Genomic DNA, 17,901 nt, shown 5'->3' on the forward strand with positions numbered 1-17,901 from the left:
TCTCTGAGGGTTTTTTGTTTTGTTTGACTTACCCTATTGCGAAAGGCGTGCCAGGAGGGACGAACAGCGGGCGAGATGGGATTATCATATTGATATGAAAGCAGTTTATCTTGTGTCGGGGTGTTTGAAAGCGGGTTTTGGATCCATCGGGACGATGCTTCCGGTTGAATGGTTCTTTCAACCGGTTGAACGGAACGGAAAAGAGGCCCGTCTGATGCCGCCCGTTCGGTCACCCTAACGGATCTCCGGATTGCCGATCCGGATCTGGTTCATGGATGGGCCGGCGGGAGCCGGGGATGCGGGCGCCGGGGCGGGAATCCTTTCCCTGGCCGGGAAATAGGCCTCCAGTCCCGGCGACAGGGGCTTCTTCTTTCCCTGTCCCCACAGACAGTTGAGCCGTGGATAATTGTCGGGGTCGCTGACATGGAGGCAGGACAGCGTCAGACCGTCAGGCTCTTCACCCTGAAAGAGCAGGACATCGGACTCTCCCACGGAGGTCTTCTCGAAGCGTCCGCGGAAAGCCGTCTCCTTCCCGTTCACGATTCTCGTGAGGCAGAGGCCGTCCCCGGAGAGGGAAATTTTCGCGCGGCCCATGTAGGATGCTCCATCATCGGGCATGCTCCCCACGATATCGTAATCGCCTTCAAAGAATTCATATGGAGGAAGACCCGATGGAGAGGCCCATACAGAGAGCGCGACGAGAACAAAAAACGTTGATAAAAGGTTGATTTTCCACATGGAGTTCCCTCTGCCCATCGTTCAGGCTTCCCATCGTCCCTGGAATTCTTCCAGGGTAAGGCATTCCACGCCGATGTTCTTCATGTCCAGGATATTGGCATCACAGATGGCTCGGGTCTCCCCCGCCGTTGCATCCGTGATCAGCGTGACGGCATAGTCCAGGCTGACCGCGTCATAGACGGTCGCCCGGATGCAGTTCGGATACTGGAGACCGCAGATGACGAGCCGTATGATTCCCTTTCTCCGGAGGAGAAGATCCAGCTCTGTGCCCATGAATCCGCTGAACCGCTTCTTGACGATGACAGGCTCGTCCTCTTCCGGGGTCAGATCCTCCACGACTTCGGCCCCCCTTGTCCCCGAGACGGCAATTTTCCGGCCTTGCAGGAAATGGGGGAGCCGGAATGCTTCCACGTCGCTGCCGTCGGGGCGATAGGTCCGGGTCAGATGGACAACCAGACCGTTCCTGCGGCGGACCATATTCCGCAGCTCCGCGACGGACGCGACGATCCCCTCGGCTCCGGGGATATGGCCGGGCGAACCGGGCAGGACGAAATCGTTCTGCATGTCGATGATCAGAAGCGCGGTTTTCTGCACGGGTATCTATCTACTTCTCATATGAAATCAAGCGGTTGCCTTTAGTGCGGAGGATCTTGCCGGACCAGGTTGTCCAGGATGAGCCCGAAGAAGCCCTCCGCTCCCGAGTCGTAATGCCACCCCAGGTGCAATCCGCAGCGCCCGCAGCTGCAGAATCGCCAACGGAATCCCGGAAACCAGGTGTATGCATGGGTGGGATTGCCGTGAAGAATGCAGTTCCAGGCTTTCGAGAAGCAACCAATGCGAAAGCGGTACCCCGCCGGGTTGTCGAAGGTGTGTTCGAAGCCGCCGTGCCATTGGATTCCGAATCCGGCATCCGTGACCTCGCTGCCGCAGGCCCTGCAGCGCAGGGGATCCCGCCGCTCTTCTTTTTCTTCCTCTTCCTCCCGGGTGAGAAACCGGACGTCCGCTTCCTTTTCCCCTGACTCTTTCAGGAGAAGGAAGCCCTTGTGCCCGCCTGATCCCCTGTCGCCAAGGGGGACTGTCCGTCTCTCCATTTTGGGAATTCCCTTGCCCGGAGGGGAGGATACCGTTTCGGCGAACAAAAAAGAAGCTTTTTCGTCGGGAGGGTGTCATGGCCCATGGGCCGGGGCCGGTCGTGCCATGTGGGAAAGGGCATATCATTCCGTTTTAGACCCGGGATGATTCTATGGGAGCGGGAAGTTCTCGGAGGAGTGCCGCACAGAAGAAACGGCTTCCTGGAACAGGGGGGAGGGGGCCGACAATACTCCCGTCGGCCCCCTCCGGGGGGGATCAGTAATTCACGTTGGCAATGCCCTTGAGGCCCAGGATCTGCCTGGCCTCGTCCGGGGTCGCCGGCTCGATGCCGAGCTCCTTGGTGACCCGGACCATCTTGGCCACCTGCTCGGCGTTGCTCTTCGCCATCCGGCCCTTCTCCAGCCACAGGTTGTCCTCCAGACCCACCCGGCAGTTCCCGCCCAGGAGCAGCGACTGCGTGCAGATGGGAACCTGGGCACGGCCGGCCACGCACACGGAGAACTCAAACTCGCCAATGTGCCGCTTCGCATGCTCCACGAGGAACATCAGGTTCTCGGGGCTCGCCGAGAGCCCGCCCAGGATGCCCAGGACGAACTGGATGTAGACAGGCTTCTTGATGTAGCCGGCCTGGATCAGGAAGGCCACGTTGTTCACCATGCCCGCATCGTAGATCTCGAACTCGGGCTTCGTGTTGTTTTCATTGAAGACCGCGCAGTACTCACGCAGGGTCTTGAAGGTATTGGTGAAGATGAAGTCTTCCGTCATGCCCAGCATGATCTTTTCCCACTCGTGCTTCCACTCCTTGTAGCGCGTCACCATCGGGAAGAGGCCCCAGTTCATGGATCCGGCGTTGCAGGAGGCCAGCTCGGGCTTGTATGCCGTAACCGGAGCGACTCGCTGCTCCAGGGTCATGCCGGCTCCACCGCCGGTGGTGATGCAGACGACGGCGTTGCAGCGGCTCTTGATGCTGGTGATGATTTCCTTCATCAGGTTGATGTCCGGGGAAGGAAGCCCGTTTTCCGGATTGCGGGCGTGGACGTGGACCACCGCCGCCCCCGCCTCGTAGGCCCGGACGGCCTCGTCGGCGATCTGCTGGGGTGTGATGGGGAGGTAGTCCGACATGGTCGGGGTGTGGATGCTGCCCGTGATGGCACAGGTAATGACCGCTTTTTCTTTCATGTTTTGAGACTCCTTTCCTTCATTTGCAGACTCTATGGCGCAAGCGCTTCTACTCGGGCAGCTGCGTCAGTTGAAACAAGGACAGATTCCCGAATTCCGCCTTGTATTTTCCCTGTTCAATTCCCTTGACGGTGGCTACGACCGTGTCGTTGATCGGCGTCGGCACACCCGTCTTCCGTCCGTTTTCACAGACAACGCCGTTGATGGCGTCGATTTCCGTCTTAAGCCCCTTCTCGATGTCCTGGAGCATGCTGGCTTTCAGAAGCCGGTGGGGACCGAAGACCAGCTTGTAGATCCCGGCGCGCGCCGCCATTTCGGCCTGGGTCTGGAAGGCCAGGATGTTCAGGTCCGCTCCCTGGATCTTCTCCAGGGCCACGCCCAGCTTTCGGGTGACGGCGATGGTCTCGTTGCCGATCAGCGCAACACAGGCCAGGGCCTTTTCATTGTCGAGAACGTCTCCGAACGTGCAGCCCAGGGAAGCGGACATGCCGCTCAGGGTGGCGTTGATGAGGAGTTTCGACCACCGGATGCCCGGCAGGTTGGTCGTGATCTCCGTCGGACAGATCTTCTCCAGCACGGCCGCCACGGCCTTGGTTCGATCCTTGATCGTCCCGTCCAGCTCTCCCACGTCCAGGGTCATCTTGTCCGATTCGGACGTCAGCTCCGACACACCGGGGCGAAGCCAGGTGGCGCCCCAGCCGACGGCGCAGCCCATGACCTTCTCGCGCCCTACATGAGCCGCCACGGCTTCCTCGGGCACGCCGTTCTGGAGCGTACATACGATGCTGTCCTTGTGAAGATGCGGAACGAGGGCCTTCAGGGCCGATTCGTTATACGTCTGCTTGACCAGGTACAGGACCAGGTCATATGTGCCCGACATCGCGTCCGGCGTGATGGCCTTGACGGGCACGGTGAGGTCCATCTTGCCTGCAATGGTCGCTCCGTTCTTGTTCAGGGCCTCGACGTGTTCTTTGTTGGCGTCGATAAGAACAACGTCTCCCCCGTTTTTCGTAATCAGCGCCCCGGAGATGGTTCCCAGGGACCCTGCTCCCAATATTGCCACTTTCATGTCGACACCTCGCTATCTCCTGCTTTTCGGCAGGCATGTTTCTCTGGATTGGCGGATCCTTCTTCCTCCCGCATCATCCGGTCGGGAGGATGTTCTACCGTCCGCTGGAACGGCCTCCTGGGGCCGCGTTGCGGCGGCCCCGCGGAAGACCGTTTCCCGGAGGCATTCTACCTTTTCCCGCTGTCTGCCCGCCGGGATCCGGCGGATGAACGGGCGGGATTGAATTCCGTTTTCCTTACAGCTTGCCGTGGAACCGGAGCAGGGCCAGCAGCCCGTCGTCCCGCCAGCGGGCGACTTCTTCGCTGGTCCGTCCCTGTTCCGCCGGCCGGTTGGCCATTTCCTGGAGTACGCCCTCATGGGCTGCGTCCAGCCAGTTCTCCGGCCACTTCTTCCAGTCCGCCATGTCTTCCCACCACCACTCCACGGTGGGACCGATATGGTGCATGACGCCTTTGAGCCCGAAGGGGCCCCCGGCCAGGTGGTAGATCATGTTGGGCCCCATGAGCCCGTAACGGAGTCCGGGACCGAAGGTGACGCACTTGTCCACGTCCTCCACGGAGCACACGCCGCGGACCACCAGGTCCACCGCTTCCCGGTAAAGGGCCACGGAGAGGCGGTTGGCGATGAACCCCAGGGCCTCTTTCCGGAGGACAACGGGCTCCTTGCCGAGGGCCTTGTAGAAGGCGACGGCTGTCTCGACGGCTTCCTCGGACGTCTTTTCCCCTTTTCCGATTTCCACGAGGGGAATCAGGTGGGGGGGGTTGTAGGGGTGAGCCCCGAGGCAGCGCTCCGGGTGAGCCGATCCCTTGGCGATCTCCGTGATCAGGAGACCCGACGTGCTGGAGGCAAAAATCGCCTCCGCCGGGGCATGACGATCCACCTCGGCCAGCAGGGCCTGTTTCACTTCGTATCGCTCCGGGGAGGCCTCCTGAATGAACTGGACGTCCGCTACGGCCTCCGCCAGATCGGTCGTGTATTTGGCGAGACCCATGGCGACATGGGCCTTGTCCGCCGTCAGGATGTTCCGCTTCACAAGGAAGTCGAAACCCGCCGCAATCCGGTTCCGGGCGTTCTGCAGGGCCTCGTCGTTGATGTCGAAGATATGGACGGGGTAGCCCTTCCACAGGAAATTCAGGGCCCAGCAGGACCCGATCATTCCTCCTCCGCCCAGTACGGCTGTTTTCTTGATGTCCTTGACGTTCATGATTTCCTCCGCGATCCGGCTCCTCTTAGTAGATCATGATACCCAGGGGGATCACGATCAGGAGGGCGATGATCGTCGCGACGATGTGGCCCCACCAGATGTGCTTGTAGCCGTTCATGTGGGTCAGACCGGTGACGGCCAGGAAGGTGATGACCACGCCGTTGTGCGGCAGGGCGTCGAAGCAGCCCGCCGACATGGTGGCGACCCGGTGAATCAGGTCGGGGGAGAGGCCGAGGGCCAGGTACTTCGGCGCCAGGGTCTCCAGGATGATGCCCAGACCGCCGGAGGCCGAACCGGTGATGCCGGCCATCATGTTCGTGGCGATCGCCAGGGAGACGATGGGATGCATCGGCAGGGTGAGGAGCCAGCCGGCGATGACCTTGAATCCGGCCGTGGCCGCGATGGCCATTCCGTACCCGACGTCCGCGCAGGTGTTCACGATCGGGATGACGGTGTTTACGGCACCCTTGTTCAGGGTCTCCGGGAGGTTCTTGAAGTACTTCCAGAAGAAGACGATGCAGAAGGCGACGCCGCCCAGCAGTGCCCATACGGCGTCGAGCTTGAAGGCATTCAGCATGATGACGACGACGATCATGGGAACGATGCTCAGGAACACGTTGGGAAGCTTTTCCATGGCGACCACTTCGCCGGCCACGACGCCGACGCCGCTCGGGGCCACGTAGCCTTCCCCGCGCGCCTTGGCTTTCTTGAGCTGGTACTTGAAGTAGAAGACGTTAAAGGCCGCCACGACAATCGCACCCAGGATGCCCAGCAGGGGGGCCGACATGGTGGATGAGGCCATGTACTTGGTCGGCATGATGTTCAGGATCTGGGGGGAGCCGGGCATCATGGTCATGGTGATCGAGCCGATGCTGAAGGCATAGGGGATCACGAAGAGGTGCCATGGAAGGTCCAGTTCCTTGAAGATTGGGCGGCCGATGGGGATGAGGGCGAAGATGACGACGAAGAGGCTCACGCCGCCGTAGGTCAGGGCGACGCCGATCAGGGCGATGGCCATGACGCCGTTCATCGGGTTCCCCCGGCCGACCACCTTCAGGATCCCCTCGGCGATGGCCCGGGCAGCACCGCTGTCCTCCATGACCTTGCCGAAGAGGGACCCCATCAGGAAGATGAGGTAGAACTTCCCCGCGTAACTGACGAAGCCCTTCATGTATGGGCCTAACAGGGTGGGAAGAATGTCCAGGCCGGAAAAGACCGCGACAAAGACGACGGCCAGAGGGGCCAGGATGATGATGTGCCATCCCCGGAGGGCGAAGACTACGATGAAGGCCAGGGACAGTACGATGCCAATGATACTGAGGGTACTTGGATCCATGTGCATCTCTCCTTTCTTTGAATTGCTCTGGCGTACGTTTTAGGAGAGATGCGCAGGAAAGAACAATGGGGGGCGACCCCCATTTCGGGAGGGCCGCCCCCCATTCTGTGATGGCAGGGGGAAGGGTCAGCCTTCCCAGAGGTCCGGGTCGGCGACGCCGATCTTGATGGCGTACTTCAGGAGTTCAAGCCGGTCGTGGATGCCCAGCTTGTTCATGACGCTGGTGCGGTGCTTCTCCACCGTCTTGGCACTGACGCACAGGATATCGGCGATGCGGGCGGTCGAGTTCCCCTCCACGACGAGACGGAAGACCTGCTGCTCCCGTTCTGTCAGGAGCTCATAACCCTTGGGGGCAGGGGTCTTTTCCCGGCTTCGCACGTAGCTGCCGATGACATCCGCCCGGATCTTGGAACTGAGAAAGTACTCTCCCCGATAGGCCGCCCGGATCGCCTCGATGATGTCCGAACTCGGCGACGCCTTCAGGACGTACCCGATGGCTCCGGAGGCCAGGGCCTGGTGGACGTAGCTTTCCTTGGCGTGCATGGACAGGACGACCATCCGGGCGGAGGGCAGGGTCTCCCGGATCAGGCTGATCACGTCCAGGCCGCTGAGTCCGGGCATGCCGATGTCCAGTACGATGACGTCGGGATGATGGGTTTTCGCAAACTCCAGGGCCTGGCAGCCGTCTTCGGCCTCACCGATGACTTCCATGTCGGGCTGCGCGTTGAGCAGCTGGCGCAGGCCTTCCCGGATGATGGCGTGATCGTCGGCGATCAGGATACGGATCTTTCTCATGCGGCGCCTCCGTCCTCGGGTATCTCCACCCTGACGGTTGTTCCCCGGCCGGGGGCGGAGGTGATATCGATGGTCCCGCCCAGGGATGCCACCCGTTCCTGCATGCTCAAAAGGCCGATCCCCCTGGGCCTTCCGCCGGGAAGGCCTTCTGCGGCCGTTTCGAATCCCACGCCGTCGTCCCGGATCACCAGAATCGTTTTCGGGTAGCTGTGGGTCAGGAGGATCTTTACGTTTTTCGCCTGGGCGTGCTTGGCGATATTGGTGAGGGACTCCTGGAATATCCTGTACAGGACGATCTCGGCCGCTCCGCCGAGGCGGCGCTTGAATCCCGTAGCCTGGAACTGGATGTCCAGACCCTCGCGATGGCTGAGGAAATCCTGGATATGCCACTCCAGGGTCGGGATGAGACCCATGTGATCCAGCAGGTCCGGCCTCAGGCGGGCGGTGGTCTTCCGGACCTGGTCGGCCAGTTGCTCCACCCGGCGGACAAGCGTCCGGCACCGCTCCTTCCTGTCTCCGCCGCTGTCCCCGAGGGAGGTCTCCAGCGCCTCCAGGCCGAAATGCAGGGACGTGAGAGACTGGCCGAACTCGTCGTGGAGATCCGCCGCGAGGCGCCGGCTTTCCTCTTCCATGACGTCGATCAGGCGCCGGGACAGGAGATGGATTTTTTCCTCTGCTTCCTTGCGGCTCGTGATGTCGATGACAATGGCCACGACGGCTGGCCTCCCCTGATAGATGGCGGGGCTGGCCCAGAGCTCGACCCAGATGATCGAACCATCCTTTTGGAGCGCCCGGAAGATGTACTGGGCGGGTGAGAAGGAGATTTTCTGGCGTTTGATCCCCCTCTTTTTCACCATGTCCCGATCCGCCGGATGAATCACCTCCCAGAACTGCCTGCCGATGATTTCATCGGCGGAATCGTAACCCAGCATGTCGATAAGCCGCTGGTTCACGTACTGGAAGATCCCGTTCTGATGAACGTTGATTCCGGCGATGGAGTTTTCCACCACGGTTCGATACTTCTCCTCGGACTCCTGGAGCTCTCGCTCGGCCCGCTTCCTGTCCGTCACGTCCACGACAAACCCCTCGTATCCCTCGGGTTCTCCCTGCTTGTTCCGCCGGATTGCCGAGGTGATGTGGACGTCGATGACGCTCCCGTCCTTCCGCCGCATCTCCGTTTCGAATTCCCGGACGGAACCATGCCGGCCCATCACTTCCTTGAACCGGAGGCGGCTTTTCGGATCCGTATACAGGGACTTCGTCGAGTCGAGACCGATCATCTCTTCCCGGGAATCGTATCCGAGCATGCGGACACCCGCGTCGTTGATGTCGAGGATAATCCCGTCGAGGTCGGTCAGGTTGACCATGGCCGGAGAGTGTTCAAAAAGATGGCGGTACTTCCGTTCCGACTCGCGGAGGGCTTTCAGCTCCCGCCGGCAGGCCTTCAGCTTTTCTTCCAGTCCGGCAATCCGATCCTCTGCAGACGGCTCAATCGGGGAATTCATGACAAGCGACCTTTCCTGTTCGTTGCATCCCGGGTCGAGGGGTTTTCATTCCGGCACCGCTCGCCTTTTTCCTTGTGTCATACAATCGGGCCGAATCAGGGAACCATTCGGGCAAAGGACGGTTTATCGGATTGTGAATGTGCCTTCTCCGAAGGGTTTCCCGTCGACGAGAATGACGACCCTGTATCGTCCGCCGGGCCATTGGCCGGGTTCATCCCACCCCCAGCTGTGGCTGACCCAGGCGGTCCTCCAGTCCTTGCGGACGGTGAATGGAAGCTCGGCCTCTCCACGGAGGTTGCCGTCCGGATTCAGGTATTGCCAGCGGAAGGTGTAGAGCCGGTTTGTGTCCTGCCACAGGCCGTTCTCCATGTCCACCTGGCACCAGATATATCTGGACGAATCCCGCGGGAATTCCGATGCATAACGGCGGTCGTCCATGGGTATGCTGGTTGTCCCTCCCTCGTAGAAGCGGATTCCCAGCAGGCGGATGGGAAGCGTGGCGGCGGTTTCGCTCTGGGGAGAGCCCGCGGCTGCCCGCTCGATACCGGCGATCCACTCTTCCTGCCAGAAACCAGGCTTTGTCCGGACGACGATCCGGTCCCCGGGTCGAACCGTCCGGAATACGTCGGCGGTGACGGAGAGGCGGTCGGTTTCACCCGGATGCTGCCAGGAGGGAAAGGCAAGGTAGTATGTCAGGCTCTCCTTACTCTTCGTGACATATCGGTCCGTTACGGGAACCTCCCGGGTCGTTTCGGTCCCCTGATCCAGGTATCCGTTCGTGACGACGGCTCCTCCGGTCAGGGCGAGCGGAAATCCGGCAAGAGACAGGATCAGCACGAAAAGAAAAAACCGGTGAGACGATGAACGCCCCCGGATCCAGCGAAAGACAAGATAGAGGAAAACCAGTGCCGCGGGTGCGGAAACGGCCAGGGCATTGAGAATAAGACGGTTGCCGAGGGGTTCGTACTCGCTGAGCCCGACTCCCAGGGAGACGGCTCCTCCCAGGATGAGAATGCCGAGGAGCGAAAAAATCAGGACGAGGCCGGCGGATGATACGGGAGGCCGCGGAGCGTCCGGGAAGAGGGATGGCCCATAGGAAAGGGGGAGGCCTGCTTCGGCCAGTCCGACGGAAAGGGACACCAGGCCATCCAGGTATTGATCCGCCGGGACGGATGCAAAGTTATCCCCCCTGAACGGCGACAGGACGATCCGCACCCCCTTTTTTTTGTCGAAGACGATTTCCCGGACGGGCAATGACAGGGTGAAAAGCTGGTCGATCTTCTGCCGTCGGGATGGATCCGCGAGGTAAGAAAGAAAGAGATCGCCGCGGTCGGTGTCAAAGAAGTAGGCCTTGTCGAAAGAAGGATCGCCCGTCCGGATCTCATCCACCAGGCCGATTTGCTTCGCAAATCGGTCGTACCAGGCCTCCTTCCGGATTGTAAGTCGGGCCGGGCAGGGAGTCTTGATCTGGATGGTCAGGGAAGGGGGGGCGTTCTTGGAGCCCATGAAATATCGACAGGTGAAGGGGATTCCGCCATGGAGACCTTCCATGAGGTCTCCTGAAAAAAGGGATTTCCCGGTGACTCTGCCATGGAGCTTCTCTGCAAGGGCCCGGAAGGCCTGACGGCTTCCGGAACGTTTCCTGCGATAGAAAAACAGGAACCCGAGGAGGATGGCGACTCCGATGAAGATTCCAAGGCCCGCGCCGATGAGGGTCTCGATCATGCTGTCTCCGGTCGTGTTCCCTGCCCGGCCGATCCGGATTCGCTCTACCGGGCTCCGGGCAGGCATGTGTCAGTTGCACAAGATCATAGGCGATGTGTTCCATGGCTGTCAAATCAAACGGGCCCGCCGGAAAAGGCAGCCGAAAACGAAGCGGCGATTCGGAGGGGTCGGACAAACACGCATCCACGGAAAGGAGATGCGGCGTCGCAATTTCAGGCATCCTCCGATATTCACGTTCGGTTTCTTTGATAGGTAAAGCGTTAAAACAATAGGAACGGCCAGCCCGGCACCGGTACGAACCTTCTTCCATCTGTGACAGCGACTGGAGGGATGCCGTTCGGAAAGGAAGGATTCCACCCCATGGGAACATTTTCCTACAGCCATGAGGCTCTGGAGAATCTTCGGATTGCCGACAGCGCGGTTCTCGATCCCCTGGTCGACATCGAGTCCGCCCGGAAGGCCCACCTGGCGAAGGACCATACCAAGCGGGACAAGAGGATGTCCCTGCAGGAGGCCATCGCCGGATTCGTCCAGGACGGCGACATCGCAACGGATTCGGGGTTCGCCTATGTTCGGACGCCGCACCAGGCCTACTTCGAAATGATGCGGCAGGGAAAGAAGGGTCTCCATTTCATCGGTTCCCCCAATACCAACCAGAGCTACCTGATCAACTACGGCGTATGCGCGTACTCCCACAATTCCTATATCGGTGCGGAGATGCGCGGAAGCGACCGGAACTATTCCCGGCAGCTTCTGAACGGCAAGGTCACGATCCTCTCGGAATGGAGCCACGGTTCCATGGCCCAGGGATTCAAGGCGGCGCAGCTCGGCTCCCCCGGCGTCTTCAGCAAGCAGCTCCTGGGATCGGATATCCTGAAGCACAATCCCTATGTGAAGACCATGCAGAACCCCATGCGGGCCGATTCCGACCCGGTGACCTTCATCCCCGCCCTGTATCCGGATGTTACGATCATCCATGTCCACGCCGCAGACAAGTATGGAAACGCCAGGATTTACGGACCGGCGGTGAACGATGTCGCCCTGGCGGCTTCGGCCCGCAAGGTCATCATCACGGCCGAGGAGATCGTTCCGGAAATGGATATCCGCTACAACAACCAGGGAGTGGTGATCCCCTTCGTGTACGTGGATGCTGTCGTCGAGTTGCCCTACGGCGCCGTTCCGGGGAACATGCCGGGTTGCTATTACTGGTCCCGTCAGTGGTGGGAGAAATTCCTTCGCTGGAGCACGCTGTCTGACGAAAACATAAGGGAATTCCTGGACTACTGGGTCATGGACAGCAGGGACCCCTTCGACTTTGTGGAAAAGCTGGGCGGTGCCAAGTGGGTTGCCCTGTCCCGCCGGTTGACGAAGACAGCCGAATACAACAACGAGGATGATGGATATGATTTTTCCTATCAGTCTTACACACCCGGGAACGATCCCGGTATCTACTATTGAGGAGGAGGGATGTAATGGAAACACGAAAGCCCGCTAATCCTCTGGAAATGATCGCATATGTCCTTTCGCTCCAGATCCGGGACCACCAGGTTGTCTATGTCGGAACGGGACTGCCCATGGTGGCGGCGATCCTGGCGAGAAAGACCCACGCTCCCCACATCACCATGGTCTACGAGTCGGGCGGGCAGGACCCCATCCAGGGAGACATGCCGTGGTCCGTCGGGGATCCCTTCACGTGGCGGAAATCAGCGGTGATCCAGGAAATGGCCTATTCCTTCGCCCAGGCTTACAACGGCTATGTCGACATCGCCTTTCTGGGATTCGCTCAGGTCGACATGTACGGAAACGTCAACACCCATCAGATCGGGACGGACTTTCTCCATCCCAAGGTCCGCCTGACCGGTTCAGGGGGGAACAACGATCTCACTTCTCTCACTGAGAATATCGTTCTCGTGGGATTGCACACGCCGGACAAGTTCCCGCCGAGGGTTGACTTTATCACCAGCGTGGGGCACCTGAACGGTGGAGAGTCGAGGAAGGAAGCGGGGCTCCTGGGAAACGGACCCGTGGCGGTGGTGACCAACGCCGGCGTCCTCGATTTTGAACCTGTCACCAGGCGCATGCGAGTTCAATCCCTGCAGCCCGGGATGACCTTTGAATTTGCACAGATGTGCACCGGTTTCGAGCTGCTGAAACCGGATGGAGAAATCCCGGTGACGCCGGTGCCCGATCCGGACATCCTGGAGATTCTGCGAAACGAGGTGGACCCGCACGGCGTCTTCACGAAGATTCCCGGCCTGTAGGACCGGTGCTCCGAGGCCCTGCAAGTCTTGAATCCCCTTGACAGGGGTGTCCATTGACGCTACAAGCGAAGCCTCTTGCCGTTGGGAATCAGGGATTCCCCGGGACAGGGAGGGAGCGCATGGAAAAGGTGCCGATCACCCGGGCCGGGTTCGAAAAGCTGAAGAGGGATCTGGAGCATCTAAGGAACGTGGATCTGCCGGAAAACGTCCGGGATATTGAAGTGGCAAGGGCGCACGGAGATCTTTCGGAAAACGCCGAATACAAATCCGCCAAGGAGCGTCAGGCTTTTATCCACGCGCGGATCAAGGAAGTGGAGCAGAACCTGGCCGCATGCCAGGTCATCGAAGTGAAGGCGGCTGCCGACGGTCGCGCTGTTTTCGGCTGCACTGTGGCCATCGACGACCTCAAGAGCGGCGAAACGACCGAATACCGTCTGGTCGGCCCCTTTGAATCTGATATCGCGGAGAACAAGATATCCGTTACCTCACCGATCGGTCGGGCCCTCATCAGCCGGAAAATCGGCGAGCAGATCCGGGTTCAGGTTCCGGGCGGGGTCCGGGAAATCGAGATCGCGGACATTTTCGTAGAGCCGGAAGAGTGATCGACGGCTCACATTTCATGAAATAAGAAAAGCCGGGAATGGATATTCCCGGCTTTTCTGCATTCGGATCCGGCCCCGAAGGGCCATACCGGCTCGTTTCAGTTTTTCTCCGCCACGCTCAGGCGGATCAGGGCCTTGTCCAGCGATGCCTTGGCCTTGTCATACTCGGGGTCTTCCTTCGGGAGCTTTGCCATCTTTTCCTCGGCGAGATGCTTCGCTCTCTGGGCACGCTCCTTGTCGATCATGTCCGACCGCTCGGCGCTTTCCACCAGAACCGTCACTTTCGTGGCAGTGACTTCCACGTAGCCGTCGGCAACGGCGAAGTTCCGCTTTTTCCCCTCCTGGGTGAGACTCAAGGCTCCGATGTCCACCCCGCTCAGGAGAGCAGCGTGCCCTTTCAGGACCCCGAACTCTCCCTCCGATCCGGGAACGGTGATTTCTTCCACTTTCCCGTTGAAGACCATCCGCTCGGGGGTGACAATTTCAACCATCAACTCATCAGCCATGGAATTATCCCTCAGAAAGTTTCTTCGCCTTCTCGATCACTTCTTCAATGCCGCCGACCATATAGAAGGCCTGCTCAGGCAGGTCGTCGTGCTTTCCTTCCAGGATCTCCTTGAAACCGCGGACCGTATCCGCCACGGAAACGAACTTGCCGTCCGTACCGGTGAACTGGGCGGCCACGAAGAACGGCTGGGACAGGAAGCGCTGAATCTTCCGGGCCCGGCTGACCGTCAGCTTGTCTTCCTCCGACAGTTCGTCCATACCGAGAATGGCAATGATGTCCTGCAGGTCCTTGTACTTCTGCAGGGTAACCTGAACGTTCCGGGCCACCTGGTAATGTTCGAGGCCGAGGACGTTGGGGTCCAGGATGCGGGAGGTTGAGTCCAGCGGGTCCACGGCGGGGTAGATCCCCAGCTCAGCGATGGGACGGGACAGAACGACGGTTCCGTCGAGATGGGCGAAGGTGGTGGCCGGTGCCGGGTCCGTCAGGTCGTCGGCCGGAACGTACACGCACTGGACGGCGGTGATGGAACCCTTCGTCGTAGAGGTGATGCGCTCCTGGAGCTCCCCGAGGTCCGTGGCCAGGGTCGGCTGGTAACCGACGGCCGAGGGCATGCGTCCCAGAAGGGCGGACACCTCGGAGCCTGCCTGGGTGAACCGGAAGATGTTATCGACGAAAAGAAGCACGTCCTGGCCTTCCACATCCCGGAAGTACTCCGCTGCTGCCAGGGCCGTCAGGGCGACGCGCGCGCGTGCTCCCGGCGGCTCCGTCATCTGGCCGTAGATCAGGGCGGCCTGCTTGATGACGCCGGACTGCTTCATTTCCAGGTACAGGTCGTTTCCTTCGCGGGTCCGCTCGCCCACGCCGGCGAACACGGAGATGCCGCCGTGGTGCATGGCGATGTTGTGGATCATTTCCATCATGACGACGGTCTTGCCCACGCCGGCGCCGCCGAACATCCCCATCTTGCCGCCCCGGGGAAAGGGAACCAGAAGATCGATCACCTTGACACCCGTCTCGAGAACGTGAACCGATGTATCCTGCTCAAGAAACGAGGGCGCTTCCCGGTGGATCGGGGCAAAATTTTTGCCCACGATCGGTCCGAGGCCGTCCACGGGCCGGCCGACCACGTTCATGATCCGCCCCAGGCATTCCTGGCCCACGGCTACGGTAATGGGAGCACCCGTATCCTTGACCGGCATACCCCGCACGAGTCCGTCGGTGATGTCCATGGCGATGCAGCGGACCACGTTGTCCCCCAGGTGCTGGGCGACCTCGACGATCAGGTTGTCCTCTTCGTCGTTGATCGCGGGGTTCGTGATGGTGATTGCGTTCATGATGGCTGGCAGCTTTCCCTCCTCGAACTCCACGTCAACCACCGGTCCGATGACCTGTACAATGGTTCCGATATTCATACCCATCTCCTTTGATAATGGTTGGCTTTATCGCTTATCCCTTGGCCAGGGCCTCGGTGCCGCCGACGATGTCCATCAGTTCGGCGGTGATGGCGGCCTGCCGGGCCTTGTTGTACTTGAGGGAAAGGCTGGTGATCAGCTCCTCGCAGTTCTTCGTCGCATTGTCCATGGCGGCCATCCGGGCGCCGTTCTCCCCGGCGCTCGTCTCCAGGAGGGCCCGGAAGAGAAGGACATGGACATACATCCGGAGCATCTTGTCCAGAAGGTACTCCTCGGAAGGTTCGTAAATGTAATCGAGCCGCTTTTCCGGTTCCACCTCTTCCTGCTGCCCGATGGTCGGGAGGGGGAAAAGACGGACGACAGAGGGCCGCTGGACAGACACGTTCCGGAACTCGTTGTAGATCAGGTAGAGCTCGTCGTATTCTTCCGCCAGGAAGGGGGGAATGATGTCCTCGCCGATCTGCACGCCCAGGTTCATGGTGAAGCGGCCGAGCTGGTCCACCCACTCGCTGACGATCTTCTCTTTTTTCCGGAAGGAGTCCCTTCCCTTGCGTCCGACGGACACCAGGGAGACTTCGGCTCCTTCCTGTCTCTTGGCGGCGATGAACTTTTCCGTCGTTTTGATCAGGTTGGTATTGAATCCGCCGCAGAGACCCCGGTCGGAGGTCATGACGATGATCCGGATCCGCTTGGCCGGACGCACCGCCAGGAGCGGATGCGAGGAGGCATCCACACGGAGAGCAAGGCTGCTCATGACGTCCATGAACTTGATGGCGTAGGGTCGGAAATTGTCCATCCGCAACTGCGCCGATTTAAACTTGGAAGCGGCCACCATGTTCATGGCTTTGGTGATCTGCTTCGTCTTCTGGACGGCGGATATCTTTCGTTTGATGTCTTTTAGTGCGGCCACGTCAACGGACTCCCTTTCTGTTTACGGATGCTTTGGTTCTCCCCCGAGGGATCAGGCGACGTAAACCGTGTCAAACTCGGTGAGAATATCTCGCATCTTCTTTTCCAGTTCGGGGCTGATGACCTGCTTCTCGTCGATTTCCTTCAGGACTTCCGGATACTTGCTTTCGACGAAGCTCAGCATCTGCGGTTCGTAGTTTTTCAGCTTGTCTACATCGTACTTGTCCAGGAATCCACGAGTGCCGGCAAAGAGGATGGCGACCTGCATGCCGAGGGACATCGGCTGGAACTGGGGCTGCTTCAGAATTTCCACAAGCCGGACACCGCGGTCGAGCTGGGACTGGGTTGCCTTGTCCAGGTCGCTTCCGAACTGGGCGAAGGCGGCCAGCTCGCGGTACTGGGCGAGGTCGAGCTTCAGGGTTCCGGCCACCTGCTTCATGGCCTTGACCTGGGCGGCGCCGCCGACACGGGACACCGAAAGGCCGACGTTGATGGCCGGGCGGATACCGGAGTAGAAGAGGCTCGGCTCCAGGTAGACCTGGCCGTCGGTAATGGAAATAACGTTCGTCGGAATGTAGGCGGACACGTCGCCGGCCTGGGTCTCGATGATCGGAAGGGCCGTGAGGGATCCGCTGCCGAGATCCTCGCTGACACGGGCGGCACGCTCCAGAAGACGCGAGTGGTTGTAGAAGATGTCGCCGGGGTAGGCTTCACGGCCGGGGGGACGCCGCAGGAGCAGGGAGATCTGGCGATAGGCGACCGCCTGTTTGGAAAGGTCATCGTAGATGATGAGGGCATCCTGTTTGCGGTCCCGGAAATATTCGCCGATGCTGCATCCGGCGTAGGCGGCGATGTACTGCAGCGTGGCGGGGTCGCTGGCGCAGGCGGAGACGACGCAGGTATAGGCCATGGCACCATACTTGCGCAGGTTTTCCACCACCTGGGCGACGGTCGATTTTTTCTGGCCGATAGCCACATAAATACACTTCACGCCCGTGTCCTTCTGGCGAAGGATCGCATCCACGCAGATGGCCGTTTTCCCGATCTGGCGGTCGCCGATGACCAGCTCACGCTGTCCGCGGCCGATGGGGGTCATGGCGTCGACGGCCTTGAGGCCCGTGTACATGGGCTGGTTGACCGGCTGGCGATGGATGACACCGGGGGCGACCATCTCGATCCGGCGGTACTCCGTCGTTTCGATGGGGCCTTTGCCGTCGATGGGGGCTCCCGTACCGTCGATGACGCGGCCGAGGATGGCCTCGCCGACGGGGACCTGGGCGATTTTCCCGGTCCGCTTGACGATGTCCCCTTCCTTGATGTGGGTCACTTCGCCGAGGACGGCCACACCGACATTGTCCCGTTCCAGGTTCAGCACCATGCCGAGAATTCCGCCGGGGAATTCCAAGAGCTCCATGGCCATGGCGTTCTGTACGCCATATACTCGGGCAATACCGTCTCCCACGGAGAGGACCGTGCCGGTTTCGCTGATATCCAGCTTCTTCTGGTAGTCCTTGATCTGCTTGGATATAATCTGACTGATTTCTTCTGCTTTGATGCTCTCCATGC

At 60.2% G+C, this 17,901-nt stretch carries 18 protein-coding genes; 3 read left to right on the forward strand and 15 right to left on the reverse strand.

Translation table 11 applies throughout. The features are described from left to right. From PLO63_00005 to PLO63_00055, 11 genes are all read right to left on the reverse strand, one after another. A partial coding sequence (locus tag PLO63_00005) for a hypothetical protein (protein HOI72498.1) occupies positions 1-233 on the reverse strand: 233 nt, incomplete at its 3' end. Position 234: 1 nt separating this feature from the next. Further along, positions 235-594, reverse strand: a complete 360-nt coding sequence (locus PLO63_00010) for a hypothetical protein (GenBank protein ID HOI72499.1) — start codon at positions 592-594, stop codon at positions 235-237. A 165-nt stretch (positions 595-759) separates the two neighbouring features. Next, entirely contained in the window at positions 760-1,332 is a 573-nt protein-coding gene (locus tag PLO63_00015; GenBank protein HOI72500.1) for an isochorismatase family cysteine hydrolase, read from the reverse strand. A 41-nt stretch (positions 1,333-1,373) separates the two neighbouring features. Next, entirely contained in the window at positions 1,374-1,829 is a 456-nt protein-coding gene (locus PLO63_00020; protein HOI72501.1) for a cereblon family protein, read from the reverse strand. Between the two features lie 256 nt (positions 1,830-2,085). Next, a complete protein-coding gene (locus PLO63_00025) occupies positions 2,086-3,009 on the reverse strand; it encodes a 3-keto-5-aminohexanoate cleavage protein (GenBank protein HOI72502.1) in 924 nt (307 codons plus the stop codon). Between the two features lie 49 nt (positions 3,010-3,058). Further along, on the reverse strand, positions 3,059-4,078 hold the full coding sequence (locus PLO63_00030; protein HOI72503.1) for a 2-dehydropantoate 2-reductase: 1,020 nt from the start codon (positions 4,076-4,078) through the stop codon (positions 3,059-3,061). A 235-nt stretch (positions 4,079-4,313) separates the two neighbouring features. After that, entirely contained in the window at positions 4,314-5,282 is a 969-nt protein-coding gene (locus PLO63_00035) for a 3-hydroxyacyl-CoA dehydrogenase family protein (protein ID HOI72504.1), read from the reverse strand. Positions 5,283-5,307: 25 nt separating this feature from the next. After that, on the reverse strand, positions 5,308-6,618 hold the full coding sequence (locus PLO63_00040) for a hypothetical protein (protein ID HOI72505.1): 1,311 nt from the start codon (positions 6,616-6,618) through the stop codon (positions 5,308-5,310). Between the two features lie 126 nt (positions 6,619-6,744). After that, on the reverse strand, positions 6,745-7,413 hold the full coding sequence (locus PLO63_00045) for a response regulator transcription factor (GenBank protein HOI72506.1): 669 nt from the start codon (positions 7,411-7,413) through the stop codon (positions 6,745-6,747). After that, positions 7,410-8,918, reverse strand: a complete 1,509-nt coding sequence (locus tag PLO63_00050) for a PAS domain S-box protein (protein HOI72507.1) — start codon at positions 8,916-8,918, stop codon at positions 7,410-7,412. Before PLO63_00050 ends, PLO63_00045 begins: the two co-directional genes overlap by 4 nt. A 123-nt stretch (positions 8,919-9,041) precedes the next feature. After that, the gene (locus tag PLO63_00055) at positions 9,042-10,643 is read right to left on the reverse strand and encodes a hypothetical protein (protein HOI72508.1); all 1,602 of its coding nucleotides are present in this window, start codon (positions 10,641-10,643) and stop codon (positions 9,042-9,044) included. A gap of 360 nt (positions 10,644-11,003) precedes the next feature. Between PLO63_00055 and PLO63_00060 the strand changes: the two genes are divergently transcribed. From PLO63_00060 to greA, 3 genes are all read left to right on the forward strand, one after another. Beyond that, a complete protein-coding gene (locus PLO63_00060; protein HOI72509.1) occupies positions 11,004-12,101 on the forward strand; it encodes a CoA-transferase in 1,098 nt (365 codons plus the stop codon). A gap of 14 nt (positions 12,102-12,115) precedes the next feature. After that, a complete protein-coding gene (locus PLO63_00065) occupies positions 12,116-12,904 on the forward strand; it encodes a CoA-transferase (protein ID HOI72510.1) in 789 nt (262 codons plus the stop codon). 119 nt (positions 12,905-13,023) lie between these two features. After that, positions 13,024-13,506 (forward strand): transcription elongation factor GreA, encoded by a 483-nt coding sequence (gene greA, locus PLO63_00070; protein ID HOI72511.1) that lies wholly within the window; start codon positions 13,024-13,026, stop codon positions 13,504-13,506. Positions 13,507-13,604: 98 nt separating this feature from the next. Here greA and PLO63_00075 read toward each other — a convergent pair whose 3' ends face one another. From PLO63_00075 to atpA, 4 genes are read right to left on the reverse strand one after another with little or no spacing between them, the layout of a single operon-like run. Continuing rightward, complete coding sequence (locus tag PLO63_00075) at positions 13,605-14,012, reverse strand: F0F1 ATP synthase subunit epsilon (protein ID HOI72512.1); 408 nt, start codon at positions 14,010-14,012, stop codon at positions 13,605-13,607. Between the two features lie 4 nt (positions 14,013-14,016). Continuing rightward, positions 14,017-15,426 (reverse strand): F0F1 ATP synthase subunit beta, encoded by a 1,410-nt coding sequence (gene atpD, locus PLO63_00080; protein ID HOI72513.1) that lies wholly within the window; start codon positions 15,424-15,426, stop codon positions 14,017-14,019. Positions 15,427-15,460: 34 nt separating this feature from the next. Then, complete coding sequence (gene atpG, locus PLO63_00085; GenBank protein ID HOI72514.1) at positions 15,461-16,336, reverse strand: ATP synthase F1 subunit gamma; 876 nt, start codon at positions 16,334-16,336, stop codon at positions 15,461-15,463. Between the two features lie 51 nt (positions 16,337-16,387). Further along, positions 16,388-17,899: a F0F1 ATP synthase subunit alpha gene (gene atpA, locus PLO63_00090; GenBank protein HOI72515.1), complete on the reverse strand. Its 1,512-nt coding sequence runs from the start codon at positions 17,897-17,899 to the stop codon at positions 16,388-16,390. Positions 17,900-17,901: the final 2 nt, after the last annotated feature.

Source organism: Syntrophales bacterium, assembly GCA_035363115.1.
In the GTDB taxonomy this organism is placed as follows: domain Bacteria; phylum Desulfobacterota; class Syntrophia; order Syntrophales; family PHBD01; genus PHBD01.